Genomic DNA, 25,679 nt, shown 5'->3' with positions numbered 1-25,679 from the left:
GAACGGCTCTGAGGGAACGTCGGGGGTGGTGCAGAGGCGGTGCCGTCGGTTCGGCGGGTAATGCTGCCGCGCGGGGTGGCGCGGGGCGTGCGATGCCTGGTGACGCAGGCGTCCGGGCGCACAGGTGGTACAGCCTTGCGGGGACAGCCGGCGCACGACGATCGTGTCTGCGCGCCGGCTGCCCGGACACCGACAACGTATGGCACCGCGTGCCACTCGACAAGACACTCGGTGCCAAGAATTTCTCTCAGATGTCATCCGGGGGGCACGCATGAGCAACAGGGGCCGCTCCATGGCGGAGCGACCCCTGTCTGATTTGGTATGAATGCTTCTAGAATCAGCCCTTCTTGAGGGCCTTCTCGATCGCTCGCATGACCTCGCCGAGCGGCGCGTCCGTACGGGCCACCGCCACCAGCACCTCGCCCTCGGTGCGCGCGCTCGCCGCCGGGGCGTCCTCGACCCCCGCGCGGCCCGCGCCGATGCCCGTGCCGAACGTCTCGCGCACGATCGCGAAGGCGTGGTCCAGCTGCGCCTCCACGTCGCCCTCGCCGCCGCTGCGCAGCCAGCGGCGCAGCACGTGGTTGTGGGCGGTGACCACCGCCGAGGCGGCGACCTCGGCGAGCAACGGGTCGTCGTCGCCCGCATGGTGGGCGCTCTCGTCGAAGTGGCCCAGGAGGTAGCGGGTGAACAGCCGCTCGTAGCGGGCCACCGAAGCGATCTCGCGCTCGCGCAGGGCGGGCACCTCGCGGGTCAGCCGGTAGCGCTCGACGGAGACCGCGGGGGAGGCCGCGTACATCCGCATGACCTCTTTGATGCCGCGGCAGACGGTGTCCAACGGGTTCTCGTGCGGCGGGGCCGCGTCGAGCACCCCCGCGGCCCGCACGAGGGTGTCGTCGTGGTCGGGGAAGATGGCCTCTTCCTTGGAGCGGAAGTGGCGGAAGAACGTCCGGCGGGCGACCCCGGCCGTGGCTGCGATCTCGTCTACGGTCGTCGCCTCGTAGCCCTTCGTCGCGAACAACTCCATGGCGGCCGCCGCGAGTTTGCGGCGCATGGTGAGCCGCTGGGCGGCGGCCCGGCGGGAGCCGGTGCTCTCGGCTGCGGCGGGCTCGGTGGCGGCCCCGCGCGCGGCGCGGGCGGACTTGGCGGGCTGGGACATGTGGGGAACGTAACACGGGCCCGCACGGGCGTGCCGGGGCGGACCTCCGGCCGGTTCGAGCAGTCCGCCCCAGCCCGGGTATGCCTCAGGCCCTTTCATGCTCGCGGAAGCCGCGGCCCGTCTTGCGCCCGAGGCAGCCCGCCGCCACCAGGTGCTCCAGCAGCGGCGCGGGCGCGAGCCCGGGGTCGCGGAACTCCTGGTACAGCGCCTGCTCGATGGCCAGCGAGACGTCGAGCCCCACCACGTCGAGGAGTTGGAAGGGGCCCATCGGATAGCCGCCGCCCAGCTTCATCGCCTCGTCTATCTCGTCCAGCGAGGCGTAGTGCTCCTGCACCATCTTCACGGCGCTGTTGAGGTACGGGAACAGCAGCGCGTTGACGATGAAGCCGGCCCGGTCCCCGCAGTCCACCGGGTGCTTGCCGATCCGCTCGCACACCGCGTGCACGGTGGCGTGCGCGTCGTCGGCGGTGAGGACCGTGCGGACCACCTCCACCAGCTTCATCGCCGGGGCCGGGTTGAAGAAGTGCATGCCCACGACGTCCTCGGGGCGCGAGGTGGCCCGGGCGCAGGCGACGACGGGCAGTGAGGAGGTCGTCGTGGCCAGCACGGCGCCCGGCTTGCAGATCTTGTCGAGCGCGGCGAACAGCTCCCGCTTGACGGCCAGGTCCTCCGCCACCGCCTCGACGGCCAGGTCCACTTCCGCGAAGGACTCCAGGGAGCCGGCCGGCGTGACCGCCGCGAGCACCGCCTCGCGCCGCTCCGCCGTCAGCCGCCCCTTGGTGACCTGCCGGGCGAGCGAGCCGGCGATCCGCTCCTTGGCGGCCTCGGCCTTCTCCATGGAGCGGGCCGCGAGGACCACCCGGTAGCCCGCCTTGGCGAACACCTCGGCGATCCCGCTGGCCATGGTGCCCGAACCCGCGACGCCCACCGTGCGCACCTCGCGCCCGGCGGTGCGGCCGGCCGCCGCGGCCGGGGTCAGCGCGTCCGCGGCGACCACCTCGGAACCGGGTGCCTCGTAGGCGTAGAAGCCGCGGCCCGCCTTGCGGCCGGTCAGCCCGGCCGCGGCCAGCTGCTTGAGGACCGGGGCGGGCGCGTGCAGCCGGTCGCCGGAGGCCGCGTACAGCTCCTCCAGCACGGTGCGGGCGGTGTCGATGCCGATCATGTCGAGCAGGGCGAGCGGGCCCATCGGCAGGCCGCAGCCCAGCCGCATCGCCGCGTCGATGTCCTCGCGCGAGGCGTAGTGCGACTCGTACATCGCCGCGGCCTGGTTGAGGTAGCCGAACAGCAGCCCGTCGGCGATGAAGCCGGGCCGGTCGGCGGCCCGCAGCGGCTCCTTGCCCAGCTCCTGGGCGAGCTCGGTGACGGCGGTGACGGCGGTCGGCGCGGTGAGCACCGAGGAGACCACCTCGACCAGCTGCATCGCGGGCACCGGGTGGAAGAAGTGCAGGCCGAGCACCCGCTCGGGGCGGGCGGAGTCGGCGGCCAGCCGCGTCACCGACAGGGCGTTGGTGCCGGTCGCCAGGATCGTGGTGGGGCGCACGATCGCGTCGAGGGCGGTGAAGACCTCGTGCTTGAGCGCGTAGTTCTCCGGCACGACCTCGATCACCAGGTCGGCGTCGGCGGCGTCGCGCAGATCGGTGGAGGTGCGGAAGCGGGCCAGCGCCTGCCGGCCCTGCTCCTCGGTGATCCGGCCGCGGGCCACCGCACGGTCGAGCGCCGCCCCGAGGACCGCGGTGGCCCGCGCCGTGGCACTGTCGGCGACGTCGATGCCGATGACGTCCCGGCCCGACCGGGCGAGCACCTCGGAGATGCCCGTGCCCATCGTGCCGAGGCCGATCACGGCGACGGTTTTGAGGGAAGAAGAAAGGGGGGAGAGGGGGGACGGCTCGGGGGAGGAGGCGGACGTACGGTCCATCACGAAGCTCCAGAGGGTGTTCCCCGTGCGGGGCATCCGGCGTGCACGGGGAGGACGGCGGCCCGCGGCCCATGAAGAGGGCGCGGCGACTGACGGTTTCCGGGGACGGGTAAGGGGCGTCCACGGGGCGGGAGTTGTGCGACCGGCGGGCCCTATCCCGGGGCCCTGCCGCTCTCGACGTGCCGAACCGACGAACCGACGTCCGGGCAGTCACGGCCGCGGCGCCTGCGTCACCAGGCCGCCGCAGCGGGAAGTACTGCTCGTGCCGGGGAGATTAACTCACCGGTAACCAAGAGCGCCAGAGGGTGGGCGCGCGACTTACGATGTGGTGATGTGGTCCAGGCCACTCGGGGAGGAGAGCGGGAAATGGAAGAGGAATTCCGTGCACTGCTGAAGCGGGTACGGGCCGAACTGGTCTCCCCGGCAGAGCTCTCGGCGTACCAGAAGCTGCTCGCCCTCGTCCGCACCGACGGCCGCGCCGCCCGCGATGAACTCGCCGAGGTCCTCGTCGCCCCCGAACGGCCGCTGTGGGCCCGGGAGATCGCCGCCTACGCGCTCGGCAGCCGGGGCGACCGGCGAGCCTTCGAAACGCTCGTTCTCCTCCTCAACTACCGCGAACCCGTCCGCTGTGCCACCGCCGCCCATGTCCTCGCCCGCCTCCGCGACCCCCGCACCGCCCGCGCCGCCGCGGCCCTGGCCACCAATCCGCTGCGCACCGCTTACGCCATCCACCCCGTCCGCCTCCTCACCGAGCTGCGTGCCCCCGAGTCCGTGCCCGCCCTGCTGTCCACCCTCGAACGGCTGCTGGCCGCCCGCGATCACTGCTGGCCCGTCGCCCGCGCCTGTGTGGAGGGGCTCGGCATCCTCGGCGACCGCCGCGCCGAGGCCACGCTCGTCGCCGCCCGCGAGCACGAACGCCTGCGCCCGGCCGCGCTGACGGCCCTGGCCCGGCTGAATGGCCGGGGCGGCGGCGCTCACGGCGCGCGGACCGGCTCCAGCACGTAGCGCACCTCCGGCACGGGCGTCCCGCCGACGTCGTACGCCTCCTCCGCACCGTCGGCCGCGAACCCGGCGCGCTCATAGAACCGCCGGGCGCGTGTGTTGCCCTTCACCACCCACAACACCATCCGCGCATACCCGCACTCCGCCGCACCCACGAGTGCCGCACAGCACAGCGCCCGGCCGATGCCGGTGCCGATCAGACTCGGACGTACGTAGAGGGCGTAGAGCTCGCCGTGGCCCGCGGGGCCCTCGCGCTCGGGGCCGTAGCAGGCCCAGCCGGCCACGCGCCCCTCGTCCTCCGCGACCAGGTTGATGCGGTGCCCCCGCGTGGCCTGCCAGATGTCGCGGCGGCGGGCCTTCTCCTCGGTGACGCTCATGGCGTCCAGGAAGGCCTGCGGCATGAGCCCGGCGTACGCCGCCTGCCAGCCCCGTACCCGGATCTCGGCGACGGTGTCGACATCGGCCTCGGTCATCGTCCGTATCCGCACCATGGCGGCACGCTAGCGCCCCCCGACGCCTGCGGGCAGAAGATATTCCGGTATGCCGAACCGTGCCGACCCCGATTTGGGCGGGTGTGGCGATGGTGGTTGGCTTGCCGCATACAGGCAGGCAAGCACGACGTCCGGGAGGACAAGCCATGGGCCAGGTCGAGGCCACCACGGAGCGGAACATCGCAGCGGGCGCGGAGGACGTGTTCGACGCGCTGGCGGACTACAGCGGCACGCGCGCCAAGCTGCTGCCCGAGCACTTCAGCGAGTACGAGGTGCGCGAGGGCGGCGACGGCGAGGGCACCCTGGTCCGCTGGAAGCTCCAGGCCACCAGCAAGCGCGTCCGGGACTGCCTGCTGGAGGTCTCCGAGCCCTCCACCGGACAGCTGGTGGAGAAGGACCGCAACTCCACCATGGTCACCACCTGGACCGTCACCCCCGCCGGCGAGGGCAGCTCCAAGGTCGTCGTGCACACCACCTGGACGGGCGCCTCGGGCATCGGCGGATTCTTCGAGCGGACCTTCGCGCCCAAGGGCCTCGGCCGGATCTACGACGCCGTCCTCGACAGGCTCGCGGCCGAGGTCGAGGGCAAGCCGGGCGCCGGCCGATAACCGGCCAAGTCACCGGTTCGAGTGGTTTTCCCGGCGGCGGGCCGGTGTCCGGAAACCGCCTCCGACCGGCAGAAAGCCCCTCGTTCGACGCTCCCAGGTGAATCGTCGCGCTTGCTGGCCGTTGTCGCGTAATGCGAGAAATGGGCGGCGACGCAGGCGCGACGACGGGAGCAGTACGTGGGCGGGTCCACCTTCGAGACCACCTTGGTGAAGAGCCACAGGACGCTTCCCCCGCCCACGCCCGAGCCGGCCCCTGCCGACCGGCAAGCACGGCCAGGCCCCGCCAGAGTGCGGCTCGTCTTCACCGGGCTGATGCTCACGCTGCTGCTCGCGGCGCTCGACCAGACCGTCGTGGCCACCGCGCTGCCGAAGATCGTGGGCGAACTCCACGGCCTGGACCGGATGTCCTGGGCCGTCACCGTCTATCTGCTCACCTCGACCGTCGTCCTGCCGCTCTACGGCAAGCTCGGCGACCTCTCCGGCCGCAAGACCGTCTTCGTCTTCGCGATCGTCGTCTTCGTCGTGGGCTCGGGGCTCGCGGGCTGGTCCCGCACCATGGACCAGCTCATCGCCTTCCGGGCCCTGCAAGGCATCGGCGCGGGCGGGCTGTTGATCGGCGTCCAGGCCATCATCGCCGACATCGTCCCCGTCCGGCAGCGCGGCCGCTACATGGGCGTCATCAGCGCCGCCTACGGACTCGCCTCCGTCGCCGGGCCGCTGATCGGCGGGTTCTTCACCGACCACGCCTCCTGGCGCTGGTGCTTCTACCTCAACGTCCCCTTCGGCCTCGTCACGCTCGCCGTCGTGGCCGCAGGCCTCAAGCTGCCCAAGCCGCCGCGCCGCGCCCGCTTCGACGTGCTCGGCGCGCTGCTGCTCACGGCCTCCTCGACCTGCCTGGTGCTGCTGACCACCTGGGGCGGCACCGAATACGCCTGGACCTCCCGCACCGTCCTCGGGCTGGGCGCGGGCGCCATCGGCACCGCCCTGCTCTTCGTCGTCGTCGAGAACTTCGCCGCAGAACCGATCATCCCACCGCACCTGTTCCGCGACTCGGTCTTCACCGTCACCGCGCTCGTCGGTGCGATCACGGGGGTCGCCCTCTTCGGTGCCGCCAGCTACCTGCCGACCTTTCTGCAGATGGTCGACGGCGTCGGCGCCACCGAATCCGGCCTTCTGATGCTGCCCATGATGGGCGGCATCGTCATGGCCTCGCTCCTTGGCGGACACCTCATCAGCCGCACCGGCCACTACAAGCTGCTGCCCATCCTCGGCGGCGCCCTCTCCGCCGAGGGCATGTACCTGCTCTCCCATCTCGACACCCAGACCGGGCGGCTGGTCTACAGCCTCTGGATGGCCATCCTCGGCATCGGCATCGGCCTGTCGCTGCCCGTGCTCGTGCTCGCCGTGCAGAACTCCGTGCACCCCGCCGACCTGGGCACGGCCACCAGCGCCAACAACTACTTCCGGCAGATCGGCGGTTCGGTCGGCGCCGCGGTCTTCGGCACGCTCTTCGCCCACCGCCTCGCCGCCCGCCTGGCCGCCGAACTGCCGCACCGCGCCGGACTCCCGGCCCCGGACTCCCTCACCCCCCAGCTGGTGCACGCCCTGCCCGCACCCCTGCGCGACGCCTACGTCCGGGCCTACGCCGACGCCATGCCGCGGATCTTCCTCTACCTCGTACCGGTGCTCATCGTGGGCTTTTTGCTCGCCTTCCTGCTGAAAGAGAAACCACTGGTGTCCCACAACGCCTCCGAAGCCGCCACGATCCCGCACGCCGCCACCGAACCCGTCACCATGGCGCACACCTCCCCGGAAGCCCCCACGGAGCAGCGCAACCCGCCGGAGCCCCCCACCGTCCCGGCCGCGCGCACCGCGGCCCCGGCCGACCCCGCGCCCTTCGTCGCGGGCATCCCCGTCACCGGTGCCGTCCAGCACCACGACGGCACCACCGTGCCCCGCGCCGCCCTCACCCTCATCGACGTCCAGGGCCGCCAGATCGGCCGCGGGGCGAGCGGCGAGGACGGGCGGTACGCGCTCAGCACGCCCGGCACCGGCTCGTACGTCCTGATCGCCGCCGCCGGAGGACACCAGCCGCAGGCCGTCACCGTCACCATCGGCGAGCGGCCCGTCGAGCTCGACGTGGTCCTGGGCGGCGCCGGACGCCTCGCCGGGACCGTGCGCACCGCCGACGGCAGCCCGGTGCGCGAGGCCCTGGTCACCCTCACCAACGTGCACGGCGAAGTCGTCGCCTCCACCCGCACCGGGCACGAAGGCGGCTATGTGATCGCCGAGTTGGTGGCCGGCGAGTACACCCTCGCATCCAGCGCCCCCGCCTTCCGGCCGACCGCGCTGCCCGTCACCGTCCAGTCCGCCCGCGAGACCTGGCAGGACATCGAGCTCGCGGGCGGCGCCGTGCTGCGCGGCACCGTACGGGCAGGCGCCGGACGGCCCGTCGAGGACGCCCGCGTGACCCTGCTGGACGCGGCCGGCAACGTCGTGGACTCCGCCGTCACCGGGGCCGACGGCACATTCCGCTTCGTGGACCTCTCGGCCGGCGAGTACACCGTCGTCGCCGCCGGCTACCCGCCGGTCGCCACCGTCCTCCAAGTCGCGGGCGGCGGACGTACCGAGCGGGATCTCCAACTCGGCCACGCGGACTAGAGCCTGCCCGCCCGCCCCGGCACACGACCGATTCGGGCAACCGTCCACATCGGGCGGGCCGGGGGCCCTACGGTGGTAGGGGTGGGCCGATCATGCGGTATGCGTGCGAAGGAGCGACCACCCATGGACAGTGGCACGTCCGAATCCATCCCCGGACGGGTTCCGCTTGCGGTGGTCGTGGTCGGCTCCGACGGGCTGGTGACGCACTGGAGCAGTGGAGCGCGCAAGCTCTTCGGGCCCGGCCGTGAAGAGGCAGTCGGCAGCCCCGCCGCCGATCTCATGCCCGTCTACGGCGCGCTGGGCGACGCCGAGGGCTGCACGGCGGCCGACAGCGCCGAATACGGGCCGGCCGACGGCCTCGGAGCCGAGCTCGACACCATCCCCCTCGCCCCCGGCTACGCCCGCGCCGGACGCGCCCGCTCCACCGGCCGCCCACCCGGCCGGCTCGACGTGATCTGGTGGGCGTATCCGCTGGCCGGGCCCGGCCCCGAGCGGCTGCTGATGCTCGCCGCCGACGCGGGCGCCCTGCCCGTCGAGGAGAGCAGGCGCATCGCCCCGGCCTTCGCCCCGCACACCGACTTCCCCGACGCCACCCTGCTCGCCGGGCGGCTCCCGGACATCCTGCCCAACATGGGCCCCGCCGCCTGCGGCCGCATCGCCGCCCAGGTCCTCGAACTGGGCTACCCCGTCCTGGAGATCAGCCGCCACGAGCGGATCCCCGTCACCCACGACTGGGGTACGCCCCGGCACGCCGGGCGCCGCTCCCGCGTCCCGGCCGCCGACGCGCCGGCCACCGAGGTGCGCGCTGCCGGCGAGCCCGATCTGGAGCACGCCGCCGTCCGCGAGCGCCTGGAGTTCCTCAACGAGGTCAGCAAGGGCATCGGTACCTCCCTCGACCTCGAACGCACCATCCGCGAGGTCACCAGTGCGGCCGTGCCCCGCTTCACCGACTTCGCGGGCACGCATCTGCGCGCCGCGGTCCTGGCCGGGGAGGGCTTCCCGGACGGCCCGCCCGACGTCACCACCGTCTGGCACCGCGTCTCGGTCGAGCACAACGACGAACCGGGCCGCTGGGACGACACCGTCCCCGTCGGCGAGGCCATCGCCTTCCCCGAACACACCCCGTTCTTCCAGTGCATGGTCACCGGCGAGCCGGTGCTCATCCCGCGCATCACCGAAGAGCTGGGCAACCGCATCTCCGAGCGGTTCGAGAAGCGCGACCTGCGGCCCCTGATCAACGGCCGGTCGATGCTCGTCGTCCCCCTCAAGGCCCGCCACGTGGTCCTGGGCTTCATGGTGCTGATGCGCCGTGAGGGACGCGAGCCGTTCGACGACATGGACCGCACGACCGGCGCCGAACTCGCGGCCCGAGCCGGGCTCGTGCTGGACAACGCCCGGATGTACACCTACCAGGAGAACGTCGCCGACACCCTCCAGGACAGCATGCTGCCGCAGCTCACCCCGCGCACGGCGGGCTGCGACACCGCCACCCGCTACCTGCCCGGCACCCGGCTCGGCCGGGTGGGCGGCGACTGGTTCGACAGCATCAAGCTGCCCGGCTCGCGCACCGCGCTCGTCGTCGGCGACGTCATGGGCCACGGCCTGCACTCGGCCGCCATGATGGGCCAGCTGCGCACCGCCGTGCAGACCATGGCCGCCCTCGACCTGCCGCCCGAGCGGCTCCTGCGCAACCTCGACGACCTGGCCCAGCGGCTCGGCGAGCACTACCTGGCCACCTGCCTCTACGCGGTGTACGACCCGATCCGCTCGGAACTGCGCATCGCCAACGCGGGCCACATCCCGCCGGTGCTCGTACGGGCCGCGGACGGCCGCAGCGAGCTGCTGCAGCTGCCCACCGGCGCGCCCATAGGCGTCGGCGGGGTGCCCTTCGAGGCGGCGGCGGTGCCGGTGGCCCCCGGCGACCGGCTGGTGCTGTGCACCGACGGACTGGTGGAGGTCCGCGGCCAGGACATCGGGGCGGGGCTGGCGGCCCTGTGCGAGTCGGCCGCCCACCCGGCCGCCTCCATGGACGACGCCTGCGACACCATCATCCGCGCCCTCAACAACGGCGACGGCCGCAAGGACGACGTGGCCCTGCTGATGGCCCGGCTCAACGGCATCCCGGCCGAACACGTGGCGGAGTGGCAGCTCGCGCCCGAGCCCCGGGAGGCCGCCCGCGCCCGCCGCCTGGCCCGGGAGCGGCTGGCCGCCTGGGGGCTGGCGGACGCGGCGCCGACCATGGAGGTGCTCGTCGGCGAACTGGTCGGCAACGCCGTGCGTCACGCCCGGACCCGGTCGGTGGGGCTGCGGCTGGTGCGCACCGACGTGCTGCTGTGCGAGGTCACGGACGACGACCACACCCTCCCGGCGCTGTCGGGCAGCGGCCTCGACGAGGAGTCGGGGCGCGGGCTGCGGGTGGTGAGCGCCATGGCACGGGAGTGGGGCGCCAGCCATACGGCGCGCGGCAAGACGGTGTGGTGCGAGCAGGCGCTGGTGCACCGCCCCTCACGAGCGGCCGGCCGCTAGCCCGGACCACGACCGCATCGCATCGAACGTCACATTGGACATGGCATCGTTCTTCGTGCAGAGGTTCGCTCGACGCCATGCTTACGCCGCACGAGGCGGGGGGAGTGGGTCCCGGTGACGCACACTTCGCGGTCCTTCCGGGCTGCGAGGACGCGCTCGTCGCGGCCCGCTCCTTCCGCCGCCCAGAAGCCCGTATCCTGGCGCACTCCTAGGGTCGGCCCTGGCTGGTCGGCCGGTGGAGCGGCCGGGAAATCGTCACCGCCCAGGCCGGACGGGCCGCCATCGCCGTGGTGGGATGCGCTCCGGTCGACGCGGACGAACTCAAGAGGTACGCACACCGGTTGCGTGACCTCACCGAACTCGACGCCCTGGCGCGCCGGCTCCCCGGCAGCTTCCACCTCGTCGCCGCGCTGGACGGACGGCTGCGGGTGCAGGGGACCGGATCCGGCCTCCGCCTGGTCTTCCACGCGGCCGTCGACGGCGTACAGGTGGCGGCCACCAGTGCCGACGTCCTCGCCGCGGCCACCGGCGAAGAGCCGGACGAGGAGCGGCTGGCCGTGCGGCTGCTGTGGCCCGTCCCCTACCCGCTCTTCGAGACCTCGCTCTGGCGCGGCGTCACGGCCGTGCCCCACGAGGAGGCGCTGATCATCGCGCCCGACGGCCGGACGACCCGGCGCTCGCGCTGGTGGACGCCTCCCGAGCCGACGCTCTCCCTGGCCGAGGGCGCCCCCCTGGCGCGTGAGGCGCTGTCACAGGCCGTCGACGCCCGTACGGACGCCGGAGGCGTGGTCAGCTGCGACCTCTCCGGTGGCCTGGACTCCACCTCGGTCTGCTTCCTGGCCGCGCGCTCACCGGCCCATGTGGTGGCCGGCACCTGGCCCGAGCCCTCCTCGTCCGCCCCTCCCTGCTCCTCCTGGACGAGCCCATCTCCTCGTCTACCGGGAACTGGCGGTGAGCCAGGCCCTGCGCACCGCGGGAACGAACGGGCAAGGGGTGATGCGGCGGCACTGACCCCGCGCCGGGCCCCGCCGCCGGGTCGTGCCCCCGAAGTTATCCACAGGCCTGGTCCGGGCGTTCGCCGACGCGTAGCGTGCCGGTCATGAAGATCCTGATCTCCGGTGGCACGGGCGTTCGGGTGGGCTGCGTGCGGCTCGCCTCGCGGGTGCCCGGGACTTCCGGCCGCCGCCGCTTACGGTCGGTGGTGCTGGAGTCCGGCCGGAGCCGTGGTGGAGGAACGTCATGACTGATCACGTCAACGGGGGCGGCGCAAGGGAGAGAGTGGACGAGCGGGCGCTGGAGGAGGTGGTGCGCTTCACCTCCGATCTGATCCGCATCGACACCACCAACCGCGGCGCGGGCGACTGCCGGGAGCGGCCCGCCGCCGAGTACGTCGCCGAGCGGCTCGCCGAGACCGGCATCGAGCCCGTCCTGCTGGAGAAGGACCGGGGGCGCACGAACGTGGTCGCCCGGATCCCCGGCGCCGATCCGGCCGCGGTGGGCATGCTGCTGCACGGCCACCTCGACGTGGTGCCCGCGGAGCCGGCCGACTGGAGCGTGCACCCCTTCTCGGGCGAGGTCCGCGACGGGGTGGTGTGGGGCCGGGGCGCCGTCGACATGAAGAACACGGTCGCGATGTTCCTCGCGACCGTGCGGGCCTGGGCCCGCGCCGGGGTGCGGCCGCCGCACGACATCGTCCTCGCCTTCACCGCCGACGAGGAGGACAACGCCCTTGCCGGAGCCGCCTTCCTCGCCCGCGAGCACGCCGGGCTGTTCCGCGGCTGCACGGTGGGCATCGGCGAATCGGGCGCGTACACCTTCCACGCGGACGCCGGGCTGCGGCTGTATCCGGTCGGCGCGGGCGAGCGCGGCACCGCGTGGGTCAAGCTGACGGCGCGGGGCAGAGCCGGGCACGGCTCGAAGGTCAACAAGCAGAACGCCGTGGGCAGGCTCGCCGCCGCCGTGACCAGGATCAACGAGCACCAGTGGCCGGTGCGCCTCGGACCGACCGTCAAGGCGGCGCTACGGGAGATCGCCGCCCTGCACGGCATCGAGGCGGACGTGGACGCCCCGGACTTCGACGCGGACGGGCTGCTGGGCAAGCTCGGCCCGGCCGCCGCCCTGGTGGCGCCGACGGTCCGCAACAGCTCCAACCCGACCATGCTGGACGCCGGTTACAAGATCAATGTGATCCCCGGCAGCGCCGTCGGATTCGTGGACGGCCGGACCGTCCCGGGCGGGGGCGAGGAGTTCCGCACCACCATGGACCGCCTGACCGGCCCGGACGTGGACTGGGAGTTCCACAACCACGGCGAGGCGCTCCAAGCGCCCGTGGACTCCCCGGTGTTCGCGCGGATGCGCGCGGCCCTGGAGCACTTCGACCCCGGGGCGCACGCCGTGCCGTTCTGCATGTCGGGCGGCACCGACGCCAAGCAGTTCTCCGAACTGGGCATCACCGGCTACGGCTTCTCCCCCCTGAAGCTGCCCCCCGGCTTCGACTACCAGGCGCTCTTCCACGGCGTCGACGAACGGGTGCCCGTCGAGGCGCTGCACTTCGGTGTCCGCGTGCTCGACCGCTTTGTGATGAACGACAAGGAGGCATAGCAGACATGGTGACCACGGCGCCCTACGGAGCCTGGCGCTCCCCCGTCGATGCCGCACTCGCCGCGCGGCGCGGCGGTCGGCCGGACTTCGTGGGTCTGGTGGGCGAGGAGGCGTGGTGGGTCGCCCCGCGCCCCGCGGAGGGGGGCCGGTGCACGCTGGTGCGGCGGGCCTCCGACGGGGTCGAGGCCCCGGCCCTGGAGGCGCCGTGGGACGTGCGCAGCCGGGTGCACGAGTACGGCGGCCGCCCGTGGGCCGCCGCTCCCCGGCCGGCGGGCGGCCCGCTGGTGGTCTTCGTCCACGACGGCGATCAGCGGCTGTACGCCTGGGAGCCCGACGCCCCGGAGGGCCGGGCGCCCAGAGCGCTGACGCCGCTGTCGGCCGTGGGCGGCGGCCTGCGCTGGGCCGACCCCGTGCTGCTGTGGGAGCGGGGCGAAGTGTGGTGCGTGCTGGAGGAGTTCACCGGCGAGCGGCCCGGTGACGTACGGCGGCTCATCGTCTCCGTGCCGCTGGACGGAAGCGCCGCCTCCGACCGCTCGGCGCTGCGCGCCCTGAGCGACGGCCGGCACCGCTTCGTCACCGGCCCACGCCTCTCCCCGGACGGCGGGCGGGTGGCCTGGCTCGCCTGGGGCCACCCGGGCATGCCGTGGGACGGCACGGAGCTGCGGGTGGCCGAAGTCGGCCCGGACGGCCGCTTCCGCGGTGCCCGGACAGTCCTGGGCGGCCCGGAGGAGTCCGTGGCCCAGGTCGAGTGGGGGCGGGACGGCGCACTGCTCGCCGTGACCGACCGCACCGGATGGTGGAATCTGCACCGTCTCGACGCCGGGGGCGAGTCGGCGGGGCAGGGCGTGGTGAGCGTCAACCTCTGTCCGCGCGAGGAGGAGTTCGCCGGTCCCCTCTGGCGGCTGGGGCAGCGCTGGTTCGCCCCGCTGGCCAACGGCCTGATCGCGGTCGTCCACGGCCGGGGCGCCCAGCGCCTGGGCATCCTCGACCCGGAGACGGGGGAGCTGGTGGATGCCGCCGGGCCGTGGACGGAATGGGCCCCCACCCTGGAGGCGACCGGCACGCGCGTCATCGGCGTCGCGGCGAGCCCCCGCACGTCGTACGAAGTGGTGGAGCTCGACACATGCACGGGCCGGGCCCGTGCCGTCGGCGCCCGGCACACCGATGCCGTGGACCCCGCCTACTACCCCGAGCCGCACGTGAGGACGTTCACCGGCCCCGGCGGCCGGGAGATCCACGCCCGGGTCCATCCGCCGCGCAACCCCGGCCACACCGCCCCCGCAGGCGAGTTGCCCCCCTTCGTGGTCTGGGCCCACGGCGGCCCCACCAGCCGCTCGGCCCTCGTGCTCGACCTGGAGATCGCCTATTTCACCTCGCGCGGCATCGGCGTCGTCGACGTCGACTACGGCGGTTCCACCGGCTACGGGCGGGAGTACCGCAACCGGCTGCGCGAGCGCTGGGGCGTCGTCGACGTCGAGGACTGCGCGGCTGTCGCCGAGGCGCTCGCCGCGGAAGGCACCGCCGACCGGGCCCGGCTCGGGATCCGCGGCGCCAGCGCGGGCGGCTGGACCGCAGCGGCTTCGCTGGCCTCCACCGACCTCTACGCCTGCGCCATGCTCGCCTGTCCGCTGATCGAGCCGATGGCCTGGGCCGAGGGCGGCACGCATGATTTCGAGGCGGCCTATCTGGAGAGCCTCATCGGCCCGTTCGCCGAGGTGCCGGAACGCTACCGCGACCGCTCGCCGCTGAGCCGGGCCGAGCGAATATCCGCCCCGTACCTGCTCCTGCAAGGGCTGGACGACCCGATCTGCCCGCCCGAGCACGGCGAGCTGCTGCTCGCGGCGACGGCCGGGCGGGGCGTGGACCACACACACCTGGCCTTCGAGGGCGAGCGCCACGGCTTCCGGCGCGCCGACTCGCTGATCCGTGCGCTTGAGGCCGAACTGGCGCTGTATGTCCGGTCCTTCGGTATCACCCCACCGGACATGCCGGGCACCCCCGCGCACCGGTAGCCTGATCATCTGCCACACCGGCTGTGCGCACGCACAGGGGCGGTGACCGGATACCTGGGGGAGACGAACTGATGGACGGCCCGTGGCTGCTGGGTGAGGACCCCCTCCCGGGACGCTGGTCGCCCGGCGGCCCGCCGCAGGTGTGGCTGCTGCGCATCGGCGACCACGCGCCCGTACCGCCCGAGGAGTACGAGCGCGTTCTCGACGCGGGCGAGCGCGAGCGTGCCGCCGCCTTCATCCGGCAGCTCCATCGCGAGCGTTATGTCGCCGCCCATCTCGGGCTGCGCAGCCTGCTCGGGGCGTATCTCGGGCTGGATCCGGCGGCGGTCGAGCTCACGCGTGAGCCGTGCCCCGGCTGCGGCGGGCCGCACGGCCGCCCTGCCGTGGCCGGTGCGACGGGGCTGCACTTCAACCTCTCGCACACCGGGGACCTGGCGCTGTTCGCCTTTGCCGACACCCCGATCGGGGCGGACGTGGAGACGGAGCAGCCCGAGTCCGTGGTGGCGGAAGTGGCGCGGATGCTGCATCCGCTGGAGACCGCCGAGCTCGACGCGCTGCCGTTGGCCGAGCGGCCGTTGGCCTTCGCCCGGTGCTGGACGCGCAAGGAGGCGTACCTCAAGGGGACGGGCACGGGGCTCTCCGAGAGCCCGGCGGTGACGTACGTGGGGTCGGGGGCCGCCCCGGCCTCGCCGCCGGGCTGGACGCTGACCGACGTCGCGGTGGGGGAGGGGCACGCGGGCGCCGTGGCGGTGGCCGTCGCCTGAGCCGGGCGGCGCCTACGGGGGGTCGCTCAGCTGCACCGGCGACAGCACCCGCGAGGCGCCGATGGGCAGGTCCCACAGGTCCTGCCGCGATCTGCCCGCCGCCTCCCACGCGGCGCGCACCCGGTGCAGCGGTTCCAGCGGCGGCTCGGCGGAGAGCAGGAAGGTCGACCAGTGCATCGGCGCCATCACCCGGGCGCCCAGATCCTGGCAGGCACGGACCGCCTCCTCCGGGTCGGTGTGGACCGGCCCCAGCATCCAGCGCGGGTCGTAGGCGCCGATGGGCAGCATGGCGATGTCGATGCCCGGGTAACGGCCGCCGATCCGCTCGAACCAGAAGCCGTAGCCGCTGTCGCCCGCGAAGTACACCCGCTGCCCCTCCGGCGCGGTCAGCACCCAGCCGCCCCACAGCGAACGGCAGGTGTCGGTGAGGGTGCGCTTGCTCCAGTGGTGCGCGGGGACGAAGTCGAAGCGGACCGGACCGGCCGGCCCCGGCAGCTCGACCGCCTCCCACCAGTCGAGTTCGGTGACGCGGGTGAAGCGGCGGCGCCGGGCCCAGGACGCGAGGCCGGCCGGGAGGAGGAGGGGCGTCTCGCGCGGGAGCCGCTTGAGGGTGGGGGCGTCGAGGTGGTCGTAGTGGTTATGGCTGATGACGACGGCGTCGATCCGCGGCAGATCCGCCCAGCGCACCCCGACCGGGGTGACGCGGGACGGGGTGCCGAGGATCCTGCGGGACCACACCGGGTCCGTCAGGATGGTGAGCCCGCCCACCCGCACCACCCAGCTGGCGTGCCCCGCCCAGGTGACGGCGACGGTCGTGGCGTCGACGGCGGGCAGCGGGCCGGGCTCCAGGGGCAGGTCGGGGATCTCCCGCAGCGCGTCCGCGCTCGGGCGCAGCCGTCCTTCGCGGGCGAGCCGGGCCAGTGCGCGTACGCCCGGCAGCGGGGCGGTGAGACGGTCGGCGAACGACCGGGGCCAGGACCGGATCTCGCCGAGGGGGCGGGGTTCCGCGAGTGGGCGCTCGGTCTGTTCGGTCATCTGGGGCTCCATTCGTGGGGAACCGGTGTGGTGCGGTGCGCGGCCCGCGCGGCGGTCCGCCCACCGACCGACGGTAGATCAGGCGCCGGCGAGTTCACTGAACGCCGATGCAAAAGTGGACAACGCCGCGACGACATCCGGCACGTGCAGCGGGTCGGGCGCGTCGAGGGCGCGCTGCCGCTGCTCGTCGGTGGTGCCCAGCAGCGGCGGGATGGACAGCCGCACCCGCAGCGCGTCCGGGTCGTCGCCGAACCGGTGGCCGCCCGGCGCCGGATGGCCCAGCGCCTTGCCGAGGTGGGCCTCCAGCTCGACGGAGTCGGTGATGCCGCGGGCGGCGAGGGCGGTGCGCAGCTCGCCCAGGTCGGCGTAGAGGTGGGGGCCGGTCTGCGGGGGGCGGCACAGCACCCCGGCGGTGGCCAGCCGCTCGCGGGCGGCGGCGGCCAGGGTGCCGTAGAGCCGGGTGGCGGCCGCGGTCCGGGCGCGCACAGGCTCCGGCTCGGCCAGCGCGTAGCGGGCGGCCGCCGAGACGGGCGGCGGCAGTTCGGCCCGCAGCGCGCTCAGCACCGTCAGGGACCGGGCGCGCAGCGCGGGACCGACGCCGCCCTCGGGGAAGCGGGCGGCGGCGACGGGCCAGGCGCTGGGGGTGAGGGCGCCGGCGAGGTCGGTCAGGACGATGACGCGGTCCGGGTACATCTCGGCCGGCCCGACGAACACCGTGCCGAGCGGGTGGTGGAGCGTGTCGCGCCAGGTCTCGTCGCTGACGACGGTCAGTTCCTCGGCGGCCGCGGCCTCCAGGACCTCGTGCAGGATCTCCGGCGGCGCGACCGTCCCGGTGGTCTCATCGGCCACCGACAGCACCAGGAAACGCGGCCGCCCGCCCTCGGCCCGGATCCGGGTCACGGTCTCCAGCAGCGCGAACGGGTCGGGCACGCCGCCGCACTCGGCCGGTACGGCCACGTGGTAGGCGAGCCTGCCGGCGAGCCGGGCCAGCGACCCGTACCAGGGGGCACACGGCCGGGTCAGCAGCACTTCGCCGCCCGCCGAGGCGAGCAGGGCCAGCAGCAGGGGCTGGGCGCCGGGGGCCGCGAGGACGTGTCCGGGCGAGGTCGGCAGCCCCCGCCGCGCCCAGTATCCGGCCGCGGCGGCGCGCAGTTCCTCGCCGCCGCCGACCGGCTCCGCCGTGGCGCGCCCGGCGGCCCGGGCCAGGTGCGCGGCGACCTCGGGAACCACGGGCAGACCGTGCTCGGGGGGCGGGAGCGCGGGTGCCGGGGAGTCCTTGAGCATCCGTACGTACCTCCGTACCTCGCATACCTCGCCCGGTCTTCCGTCCACCTTCGCAGATCAAGGAGGCGCGGGCGGGGCGACACGGGCGCGGGAGTGACGAGGCGTCCCGTATCGCAAGACACCACTCTCGTCATGCGAGACGACTGCGTACCGTTGAGGCACCGACAGCGCCGCTTTCCGAAAAGGGGACCGTCATGCCCGGCAACGCCCACGAGGCCGTCTACACCCACGGCCACCACGAGTCCGTCCTGCGCTCGCACACCTGGCGCACGGCCGCCAACTCCGCCGCCTACCTGCTGCCCGAGCTCGAACCGCACCACCGGATCCTGGACATCGGCTGCGGCCCGGGCACCATCACGGCCGACCTGGCCGCGCTCGTCCCGCAAGGCCGCGTCACCGGCCTCGACCCGGCGGAGGGAGTGCTCGGCCGGGCCCGCGCGCTCGCCCGCGAACGCGGCCTGGACAACGCCGACTTCGTCACCGGCGACGTCGCCGCGCTGCGCTTCCCGGACGCCTCCTTCGACGTCGTCCACGCCCACCAGGTGCTCCAGCACGTCGGCGACCCGGTGGGCGCGCTGCGCGAGATGCGCCGGGTGTGCAGGCCCGGCGGGATCGTCGCCGTCCGCGACGCGGACTACGCGGCCATGACCTGGTATCCGCACCTCCCCGGCCTGGACGACTGGCAGCACCTCTACCAGCGCGTCGCCCGGGCCGGCGGCGGCGAACCGGACGCCGGGCGGCGGCTGCTGTCCTGGGCCCGCCGGGCGGGCCTGACCGACGCCACCGCCACCGCGAGCGCCTGGTGCTACGCGAGCGCCGCGGAACGCGCCTGGTGGAGCGGGCTGTGGGCGGACCGCACCGTCGCCTCCGACTACGCCCGCCTCGCGGTGGACGGCGGCCACACCGACCGCGCGGGGCTGGAGCGGATCGCCGCGGCCTGGCGTGCGTGGGGGCGGCACGAGGACGCGTGGTTCGCGGTGCTCAACGGCGAACTCCTCTGTCGTGTGTGATCCTCCGCGACCCGCCCACGGCACCGGCTCCTCCAACTAGCCTGGTTTCCATGAACATTCTCGGGACTTCGCTACGGGTGTGTGTCGGTGACCTGGACGCGGCGATCGCCGTCTACGAACGGCTGACCGGGGCCCAGGCGTTGCGCTTCCAGCGCGGCGGGGTCTCGGTCGCCGCCGTCGGCTGCTTCTTCCTGATGAGCGGCCCGGAGGCGGAGCTGTCCATCCTGCGGAAGATCACGGCGACGATCGCCGTGACCGACGTGGACGAGGCGCTCGACGACCTCCGGACGGTGGGGGCGGAGATCATCGCGGGCCCCGTGCCGACCCCCATCGGACGCAACCTGGTGGCGCGTCACCCCGACGGATCGGTGTTCGAGTACGTGGACCGCAGGAGCTGACCCGGGCCGTCAGGCAGGGAAGAGCTGCTCGGCGAGGGCCTGTTCACCCTCCCTCAGGTCTTCCACTTCCAGCCCTTCGGCGACGACCGCCCGCGCCGCCGCAACCTCCCCCAGCGCCAGCAGGATCCGCGCCTGCAGCAGCCGGAAGCGGCCGCGCGCCCGCGTGGCGGCGGGCAGGCCCGCCAGGACCTCCGCCGCCTCCTGCGCACGGTCCGCCGCCAGCAACTCCTCGGCCGCCTCGTGGCCGAGCGCGGACAGCGCGGCGCGGGACGCCCCGGCGGTGCAGGCCGCGCCGACGGCGGCGGCATAGCGGTCGGCGGCCCGCGCACGGTGGCCGTCGGCCGCGTCGGCGGCGGCCAGGCAGCGCAGGGCGGGCCAGCCGAGCCCGAGCCGCAGGGCACACTCCCAGCTGCGCACGGCCTGCGAGCGGTCGCCCGCGTGCCACTGGGCGACGCCCAGGTGGTAGGCGGCGTGCGGGCCGGGCTCGGCGGCCTCCAGCAGCTCCCGCCAGTGCGGGGCGACCAGCGACGGGCCGGGCTCCGGGCCGTCCTCGCGGAGCGTGCCGGTGTGCCACAGCTGACGCCAGGGCCGCTGCTGCGCGCCGAGCGTTGCGGCCGTGAAGGGCGTGCCCGGCAGCGTGAAGCCGCTCCGCTCGGCTTCGAGCGCACCCCAGCCGGAGCCGGTGGCCAGCTGCTCCTTGGGCTCCTGGTCGGCGTACGGCCGCCACGCGGCGTACGCGGCGTCCACCTGCGTGCGCGGCAGCGCGGCCTCCAGGCGGGCCTCGGCCTCGGCTCGCGCCGCGGCCCAGTCGGTGCCGTGCACGGCCCGCGGGTCGGCGGCCAGCGGCCCGTACGCCTCCAGCCAGGCGAACTCGCCGCCCGCCTCCAGCGGCACGTGCTCCAGCTGGGTGCGGGCGAGCCCGGCCTGGATCTCCGCGTAGCCGCCCGTGCCGGGCTCGGTGAGCCACTCCTGCCAGCGCCGCCCCGTCGCGCCCGCACCCCAGGCGAACAGCTTGCGGCCGCGCAGCAGACCGGTCGAGGTCTGCACCAGGCCGCGGCCGCTCTCGTCCAGCGCGGCGATCCAGGGCCGGGCGCCGTCGGCGGTGTCGTAGAAGTGGTCGGCGGGCGGCTCGCCGCCCAGCGGGTACGTGCCGTCGGTGCCGTCCTGCCCGGGCACCGCCACTTTGCGCAGCGTGCGTTCGTAGCCGAAGTGCCAGGCGCTGTCGGCCGGGGCGAGGACGCGGGTGTGCGGGGTCTCGGGGACGGCGGTGTTGGACCACCAGTAGACGGGCACCGTGCGGTGGTGCGGATTGCGGATGCGGACGCCCGCGTAGAGGAAGTCGGAGCCGTCGGGCAACCACAGGTCGACCTGGAACGGCGTGTCGCGCAGCCGCTCCCACTCCCACAGCCGCAGCATCTCGCCCCCGTCGGGCGCGGGCACACGGGCGGCGTGCAGCGGGGCGACGGAGAGCGTGCCGTGGCCGGTGGCACCGATGTTCCACTCGATGCCACCGGAGAACCAGGCGCCGTTGAGGGCGAAGCCGGCGGGCTGGAAGACGGGGTTGCGGTAGACCAGGGAGCGGCCGGACGGCTTGTGTTCGAGGGAGTGGACGCGGCCGCCGAGGCCGGGCAGGACGGTGGCGCGCAGCCGGTCGTTCTCGATGACGACCGCGTCGAAGTCGGTGGGCACCCGGGTGCGGGTGTAGTCGTCACGGCGGCGCACGGGCAGCAGGGAGCGCAGCGGGGCGTAGCCGATGCCGCGGGCCATGCCGTCGGGGAGCGGGCCGAGCCGGGCGCGGTCGACGCGGTGCGCCTCGCCGGGGGCGGCGAGCGGGGGCAGCGGATTCTCCGGCCCCAGCGGCGCGGCGGGCAGGGACAACACGGCACGGCGGACGGTCGTGGCCACGGCTCTTCAACTCCTCACACGGGCCGCCGTACGCCCGGCGCCCCCCTGACACTCCACGGACATCGAACTGCTTCCCACCGCCGCCGACCAGGACTCCTGCCCAGGTCTGGGGAAACCCCCGGTCGCCCGCCCTCAGCGCCACCGCGGCGCGTCGGTCCCCCAGCGGCCCGGGGGCCGGGCCCAGTCGCGCGGGCCGCCGTCGAAGGCCACCGGCGGCAGCGCGTACCGCAGCCGCCCCGACGGGCCTTCGGTCTCGGCCAGATGGGCGTCCGCGTCGTAGGGGCCGGAGGGCTCACCCGTGTCGCGCGGCACCTCGCGCATCAGCCAGGCGGCGGTGCGGGCGAGGGAGAGGTCCGCCAGGTGGGTGCCGCCCGCCGTGTGCCGCAGGGTGACGGCGCGCAGCACGGCGGCGGCGAGCAGATAGCCGGTGCCGTGGTCCAGTGCCTGGGCGGGCAGGGCGCCGGGCCGGCCGTCGGGGCCCGCCTCGGTGACGGCGATGCCGCATGCCGCCTGCACCAGGCTGTCGAAGCCGCGCCGGGTGCCCCACGGCCCGTGGCCGCCCCAGGCACTGACCCGGGCGACGACCAGGCCGGGCCGCCGTTCGGCCAGCGCCCGGGGCGACAGGCCGTACCGGTCGAGCGCGCCGGGCCGGTAGCCGGTGACCACGACGTCGGCGGCGGCGAGCAGGTCCTCGAAGACGGCCCGGTCCGTGCGGCGCCCGAGGTCGAGGACGGCCGAGCGCTTGCCGAAGCCGGTGTCGGCGTGGGCGTCCGGGCTCTCGGGCAGGCCGGGGCCGTCGATGCGCAGGACGTCGGCGCCCAGCAGGGCGAGGGTGCGGGTGGCGACGGGACCGGCGATGACCCGGGTGAGGTCGAGCACCCGCAGCCCCTCGGCGGGCAGCGCGCCGGACGGCTCGCCCAGGGTGTTTATGGGCCCGTCCGCGATCCGGTCGAGGGTCAGCAGCGGGCGGCGGGCGACCTCGGCGCCCTGCGGGTGCGTGGCCCACTGCCCGGGCGTACGGACGGCGATGGCGAGCCCTCCGTGCGCGTACACCTCCTCCTCCACCGCTGCGGCCTCCCGCTCGGCGAGGGCCGCGGCGACGAGCGCGGCGAGTTCCGTGTCGTCGCCGGTGTCCGTGAGCTTCAGGGAGGCAAGGAGGCGGTCGCGGTGGTGCGGATAGTTGGCGTGGGTACGCAGCCAGCCGTCGGCGGTGGGCCAGAAGCGGGAGAGGGGAGCGAAGGCGGTCGGGGCGCGGCCGTCGATGCGCAGGTGGCGTTCGCTGACGAAGGCGGTCGCGACGGCGCCGTCGTCGACGCGGACAGGTGGGAGGGTGCCGCCTCCGCGCCGCGCGGTGAGCAGCTCGGCGGCGGCCAGGGCGCAGACGGAGACGGTGGCGCGGGCCGTCTCGCGCACGGGCAGCCGGGCGGGGAGGACGGCGCTCGGGCCGCCGGATTCGACGGCCGCGGTCAGGGCGGGATCTCCGCCGAGTGCCGCCCAGGCGTGGGCCGTTGCCTCACGTGAACGCTTGATCATCACACGAGTGTGGCACTGGGTGTCAGTTGCGGGAAGGGTCGCGGGCCACTCCTCGAACGCGATTTCCGGTGGCACGGCGGCCCGGGCCCGGGGCTAGGCTCGGCATCGATGAGTGAGCGCAAGCCCGAGCCCGGCCCGGAGCCGGAGGCCAGGACCTGCCAGTGGTGTCACGGCTCCGGCTTCGTGACCCGCGCCTTCGCCTACTGCGACGGCACGGACCCCTTCAAGGGCCCGGCCGAGACCGTGCACCGTGCGGGGGAGTGCCGGCACTGCCGGGGCACCGGCGACTACGACGCGGACCGGGACCCCACCCTGCGCTGAGGCGGCCCCGCCGGGCCGTGCGGTCCGGTGCGGCACATTCCGCTTGAGCGTGCCGCCCCGGACGGCAGGGGGTGGACGAATCGCGGTCCACGGCCGGGATCGCTGCACCTTTTACGGCCGCCGGGCGGCCCCCGCGGGACAAAAACCGCTGATTTTGCGCCGCCCCCCGGTGCCGTCACTATGTGCTGTCGCACATCCATGCGACCTGCCCGCAGGACGAGAGGCGCACCACCTCATGCACGACACCGACGGCACGCAATCCCGCCGTTTCGGCCTCCCCACGGCCACCGCCCTGGTCATGGGCAACATCATCGGCGGCGGCATCTTCCTGCTGCCCGCTTCCGTCGCCCCCTTCGGCACCGTCAGCCTGCTGGCCTTCGGCGTGCTGACGGTGGGCGCCATCGCGCTCGCTCTGGTCTTCGGACGGCTCGCCGAGCGCGACCCGCGCACGGGCGGCCCGTACGTCTACGCCCGCGAGGCCTTCGGCGACTTCGCCGGGTTCATGTCGGCCTGGTCGTACTGGACCATGACCTGGGTCAGCAATGCGGCCCTCGCCGTGGCCGGGGTGGGCTACTTCCACGTCGTGACCGGGGGCAGCCCCTCCACCGGCTCCGACCTGACCATCGCCCTGCTGATGGTGTGGCTCCCGGCGCTCGCGAACCTCGCCGGCACCCGCTGGGTGGGTGCGGTGCAGCTGGTCTCCACGGTGCTCAAGTTCGTCCCGCTGCTGTTCGTGGCGGTCGTCGGACTCTTCTTCTTCGACCCTTCCAAGCTCGGTTCCTTCACCGAGGGCGGCGGCAGCTGGACCGGCGGCCTGTCGGCCTCGGCAGCGATCCTGCTCTACAGCTACGTGGGCGTGGAGTCCGCGGCGATGAGCGCGGGCGAGGTCCGCGATCCGGAGCGCAACGTGGGACGGGCCAGCGTGCTCGGCACCATCGGCGCGGCCGTCGTCTACCTCCTGGGCACGCTGTCGGTCTTCGGCACGGTCGCCCACGACAAGCTGGTCAAGTCCACCGCGCCGTTCTCCGACGCCGTCGACGTGATGTTCGGCGGCACGTGGGGCGGCACACTGATCGCCTGCTGCGCCGTGATCTCCATCGTGGGCGCGCTCAACGGCTGGACGCTGATGAGCGCCCAGGCGCCCTACGCCGCGGCCAAGGACGGCCTCTTCCCGGCGGTGTTCGGCAAGAAGCGGCGCGGGGTGCCCACCGCCGGTGTGCTCGCCGCGACGATCTGCGCCTCGGTGCTGACGGTCATCAACTACACCTCCGGCTCGGGCGGGGTCTTCGAGATCCTGGTGCTGGTCACCACCTTCTCCGCGACCGTCCCGTATCTGCTGGCCACCGCCGCGCAGGTGTACTTCCTGCTCAAGGGGCAGCGCGAGAAGGTCCGTCCGGCCCGGCTGACGCGCGACCTGGTGCTGGCGCTCGGTGCGTTCGGCTTCTCGTTCTGGCTGGTCGCGGGCGCGGGCTACGCGGCCGTCTACCAGGGCACGCTGTTCCTGTTCGCCGGGATCATCGTCTACGTGTGGATGGCGGCCCGCCGCCCGGCGGGGGACAACGGGCGGCAGGCCGCCGGTCAGGAGGCCGCGGAGGCCGCGGCCGAGGCCGCCGAGGAGCCCGCTGCGGCCGCGGAGGCCCTCACGCGGTGACGCCGCCGTCGAGGACGAGCTCGGTGCCGACCGTGTAACCCGCCTCCTCGGAGGCGAGGTAGAGCACGGCGGCGGCGATCTCGTCCGGCGTGCCGGCCCGGCCGGCCGGGACCTCGCGGCGCATCCGCTCGGCCTTGTCCAGCGAGGACTCGCCGGGCCGGGAGGACATCGGCGTCTCGACCGGGCCGGGGCTGACGGCGTTGATCCGCACCCCGTCGGCGATGTGGTCCCGGGCGGCGCTGCGGGTCAGCGCCGAGACGGCGGCCTTGCTGGTGGCGTACGCGCCCAGCGAGGGCTTGCGCAGGTGCGCGCCGATGTTCGACGAGACGTTCACGATGGCACCGCCGCCGTGCGCGCGCATGTGCCCGATCTCCGCCTTCATCGACAGCCACACGGCGGTGACGTTGGTGTCGAGGACCGCGTGCCAGTCGTCCTCGGCGATGTCGGCGACCTTGGCGGGCGGCACGGCGATGCCGACGTTGTTCACGGCCACGTCCAGGCTGCCGTACCGTTCCACCGTCCGCTCGACCAGGGCCCGTACGTCCTCGGGGCGGGTCACGTCGGCCGTGACCGCGGTGGCCTCGCCGCCCTCGGCCTCGGCGAAGGCGACGGTCTCCTTGAGCGGCTCCGCCCGGCGCCCGGCGACCACGACCTTGGCGCCCTCGCGGGCGAAGGCGAGCGCGATGGCCTGGCCGATGCCGGTGCCGCCGCCCGTGACGAGGACGGTCTTGCCGGTGAAGCGTGCGGTCATGTCGACGACTCCTCTTGCGGTTGTGCGATCGATGCTCGTCCGGCTGCTCGTCTCC

Annotated in this window: 20 protein-coding genes; 12 read left to right on the top strand and 8 right to left on the bottom strand. The window is 74.2% G+C overall.

The window, feature by feature from the left end; all coding sequences use genetic code 11:
• Nucleotides 1-337: 337 nt before the first annotated feature.
• Together FHS39_RS22175 and FHS39_RS22170 are read right to left on the bottom strand one after the other, a co-directional pair.
• The gene (locus FHS39_RS22175; protein WP_184351194.1) at nt 338-1,156 is read right to left on the bottom strand and encodes a TetR family transcriptional regulator; all 819 of its coding nucleotides are present in this window, start codon (nt 1,154-1,156) and stop codon (nt 338-340) included.
• A gap of 85 nt (nt 1,157-1,241) precedes the next feature.
• Nucleotides 1,242-3,071: a 3-hydroxyacyl-CoA dehydrogenase family protein gene (locus FHS39_RS22170; RefSeq protein ID WP_184351193.1), complete on the bottom strand. Its 1,830-nt coding sequence runs from the start codon at nt 3,069-3,071 to the stop codon at nt 1,242-1,244.
• Nucleotides 3,072-3,437: 366 nt separating this feature from the next.
• Between FHS39_RS22170 and FHS39_RS22165 the strand changes: the two genes are divergently transcribed.
• The gene (locus tag FHS39_RS22165) at nt 3,438-4,076 is read left to right on the top strand and encodes a HEAT repeat domain-containing protein (RefSeq protein WP_184351192.1); all 639 of its coding nucleotides are present in this window, start codon (nt 3,438-3,440) and stop codon (nt 4,074-4,076) included.
• Here FHS39_RS22165 and FHS39_RS22160 read toward each other — a convergent pair.
• Nucleotides 4,046-4,564, bottom strand: a complete 519-nt coding sequence (locus tag FHS39_RS22160) for a GNAT family N-acetyltransferase (RefSeq protein WP_246470403.1) — start codon at nt 4,562-4,564, stop codon at nt 4,046-4,048. The genes FHS39_RS22165 and FHS39_RS22160 overlap by 31 nt on opposite strands.
• Before the next feature lie 146 nt (nt 4,565-4,710).
• Between FHS39_RS22160 and FHS39_RS22155 the strand changes: the two genes are divergently transcribed.
• The 7 genes from FHS39_RS22155 (at nt 4,711) to FHS39_RS22125 (ending at nt 15,736) form a co-directional block, all read left to right on the top strand.
• Nucleotides 4,711-5,172 carry an SRPBCC family protein gene (locus FHS39_RS22155; protein WP_184351191.1) on the top strand — a complete coding sequence of 154 codons (462 nt, stop codon included), beginning with the start codon at nt 4,711-4,713 and terminating at the stop codon, nt 5,170-5,172.
• 177 nt (nt 5,173-5,349) lie between these two features.
• Nucleotides 5,350-7,833, top strand: a complete 2,484-nt coding sequence (locus tag FHS39_RS22150) for a DHA2 family efflux MFS transporter permease subunit (protein ID WP_184351190.1) — start codon at nt 5,350-5,352, stop codon at nt 7,831-7,833.
• A 123-nt stretch (nt 7,834-7,956) separates the two neighbouring features.
• On the top strand, nt 7,957-10,359 hold the full coding sequence (locus FHS39_RS22145) for a SpoIIE family protein phosphatase (protein WP_246470402.1): 2,403 nt from the start codon (nt 7,957-7,959) through the stop codon (nt 10,357-10,359).
• 341 nt (nt 10,360-10,700) lie between these two features.
• Nucleotides 10,701-11,462 (top strand): asparagine synthase-related protein, encoded by a 762-nt coding sequence (locus tag FHS39_RS22140; RefSeq protein WP_281396895.1) that lies wholly within the window; start codon nt 10,701-10,703, stop codon nt 11,460-11,462.
• Between the two features lie 136 nt (nt 11,463-11,598).
• Complete coding sequence (locus FHS39_RS22135) at nt 11,599-12,960, top strand: M20/M25/M40 family metallo-hydrolase (protein ID WP_184351188.1); 1,362 nt, start codon at nt 11,599-11,601, stop codon at nt 12,958-12,960.
• Nucleotides 12,961-12,965: 5 nt separating this feature from the next.
• Nucleotides 12,966-14,972 (top strand): prolyl oligopeptidase family serine peptidase, encoded by a 2,007-nt coding sequence (locus tag FHS39_RS22130; RefSeq protein WP_184351187.1) that lies wholly within the window; start codon nt 12,966-12,968, stop codon nt 14,970-14,972.
• A gap of 71 nt (nt 14,973-15,043) precedes the next feature.
• Nucleotides 15,044-15,736, top strand: a complete 693-nt coding sequence (locus tag FHS39_RS22125; protein WP_184351186.1) for a 4'-phosphopantetheinyl transferase family protein — start codon at nt 15,044-15,046, stop codon at nt 15,734-15,736.
• Between the two features lie 12 nt (nt 15,737-15,748).
• Here the strand turns inward: FHS39_RS22125 and FHS39_RS22120 are convergent, their stop codons facing one another.
• A complete protein-coding gene (locus FHS39_RS22120; protein WP_184351185.1) occupies nt 15,749-16,771 on the bottom strand; it encodes an MBL fold metallo-hydrolase in 1,023 nt (340 codons plus the stop codon).
• Nucleotides 16,772-16,849: 78 nt separating this feature from the next.
• On the bottom strand, nt 16,850-18,055 hold the full coding sequence (locus FHS39_RS22115) for an aminotransferase class I/II-fold pyridoxal phosphate-dependent enzyme (RefSeq protein WP_184351184.1): 1,206 nt from the start codon (nt 18,053-18,055) through the stop codon (nt 16,850-16,852).
• 194 nt (nt 18,056-18,249) lie between these two features.
• On the opposite strand from FHS39_RS22115, the gene FHS39_RS22110 reads away from it, so the two are divergent.
• Together FHS39_RS22110 and FHS39_RS22105 are read left to right on the top strand one after the other, a co-directional pair.
• Nucleotides 18,250-19,065 carry a class I SAM-dependent methyltransferase gene (locus FHS39_RS22110; RefSeq protein ID WP_184351183.1) on the top strand — a complete coding sequence of 272 codons (816 nt, stop codon included), beginning with the start codon at nt 18,250-18,252 and terminating at the stop codon, nt 19,063-19,065.
• A 50-nt stretch (nt 19,066-19,115) separates the two neighbouring features.
• Nucleotides 19,116-19,463 (top strand): VOC family protein, encoded by a 348-nt coding sequence (locus tag FHS39_RS22105; RefSeq protein ID WP_184351182.1) that lies wholly within the window; start codon nt 19,116-19,118, stop codon nt 19,461-19,463.
• Between the two features lie 9 nt (nt 19,464-19,472).
• Here FHS39_RS22105 and FHS39_RS22100 read toward each other — a convergent pair whose 3' ends face one another.
• Nucleotides 19,473-21,368: a DUF5107 domain-containing protein gene (locus FHS39_RS22100; protein ID WP_184351181.1), complete on the bottom strand. Its 1,896-nt coding sequence runs from the start codon at nt 21,366-21,368 to the stop codon at nt 19,473-19,475.
• 132 nt (nt 21,369-21,500) lie between these two features.
• Nucleotides 21,501-22,901, bottom strand: coding sequence for a CoA transferase (locus FHS39_RS22095; protein ID WP_184351180.1), 1,401 nt, complete (start codon nt 22,899-22,901; stop codon nt 21,501-21,503).
• Nucleotides 22,902-23,009: 108 nt separating this feature from the next.
• Here FHS39_RS22095 and FHS39_RS22090 point away from each other — a divergent pair, with 108 nt between their 5' ends.
• Together FHS39_RS22090 and FHS39_RS22085 are read left to right on the top strand one after the other, a co-directional pair.
• Nucleotides 23,010-23,222: a hypothetical protein gene (locus FHS39_RS22090; RefSeq protein ID WP_184351179.1), complete on the top strand. Its 213-nt coding sequence runs from the start codon at nt 23,010-23,012 to the stop codon at nt 23,220-23,222.
• 235 nt (nt 23,223-23,457) lie between these two features.
• On the top strand, nt 23,458-24,873 hold the full coding sequence (locus FHS39_RS22085; protein WP_184351178.1) for an amino acid permease: 1,416 nt from the start codon (nt 23,458-23,460) through the stop codon (nt 24,871-24,873).
• Here the strand turns inward: FHS39_RS22085 and FHS39_RS22080 are convergent.
• Nucleotides 24,863-25,624, bottom strand: coding sequence for an SDR family NAD(P)-dependent oxidoreductase (locus tag FHS39_RS22080; protein ID WP_184351177.1), 762 nt, complete (start codon nt 25,622-25,624; stop codon nt 24,863-24,865). The two genes, FHS39_RS22085 and FHS39_RS22080, sit on opposite strands and share 11 nt — an antisense overlap.
• Nucleotides 25,625-25,679 lie beyond the last annotated feature (55 nt).

The organism is Streptomyces olivoverticillatus, from assembly GCF_014203555.1.
In the GTDB taxonomy this organism is placed as follows: domain Bacteria; phylum Actinomycetota; class Actinomycetes; order Streptomycetales; family Streptomycetaceae; genus Streptomyces; species Streptomyces olivoverticillatus.
The sequence above is the reverse complement of the archived record's forward strand: the minus strand, read 5'-3'. Positions and strand labels throughout refer to the sequence as shown.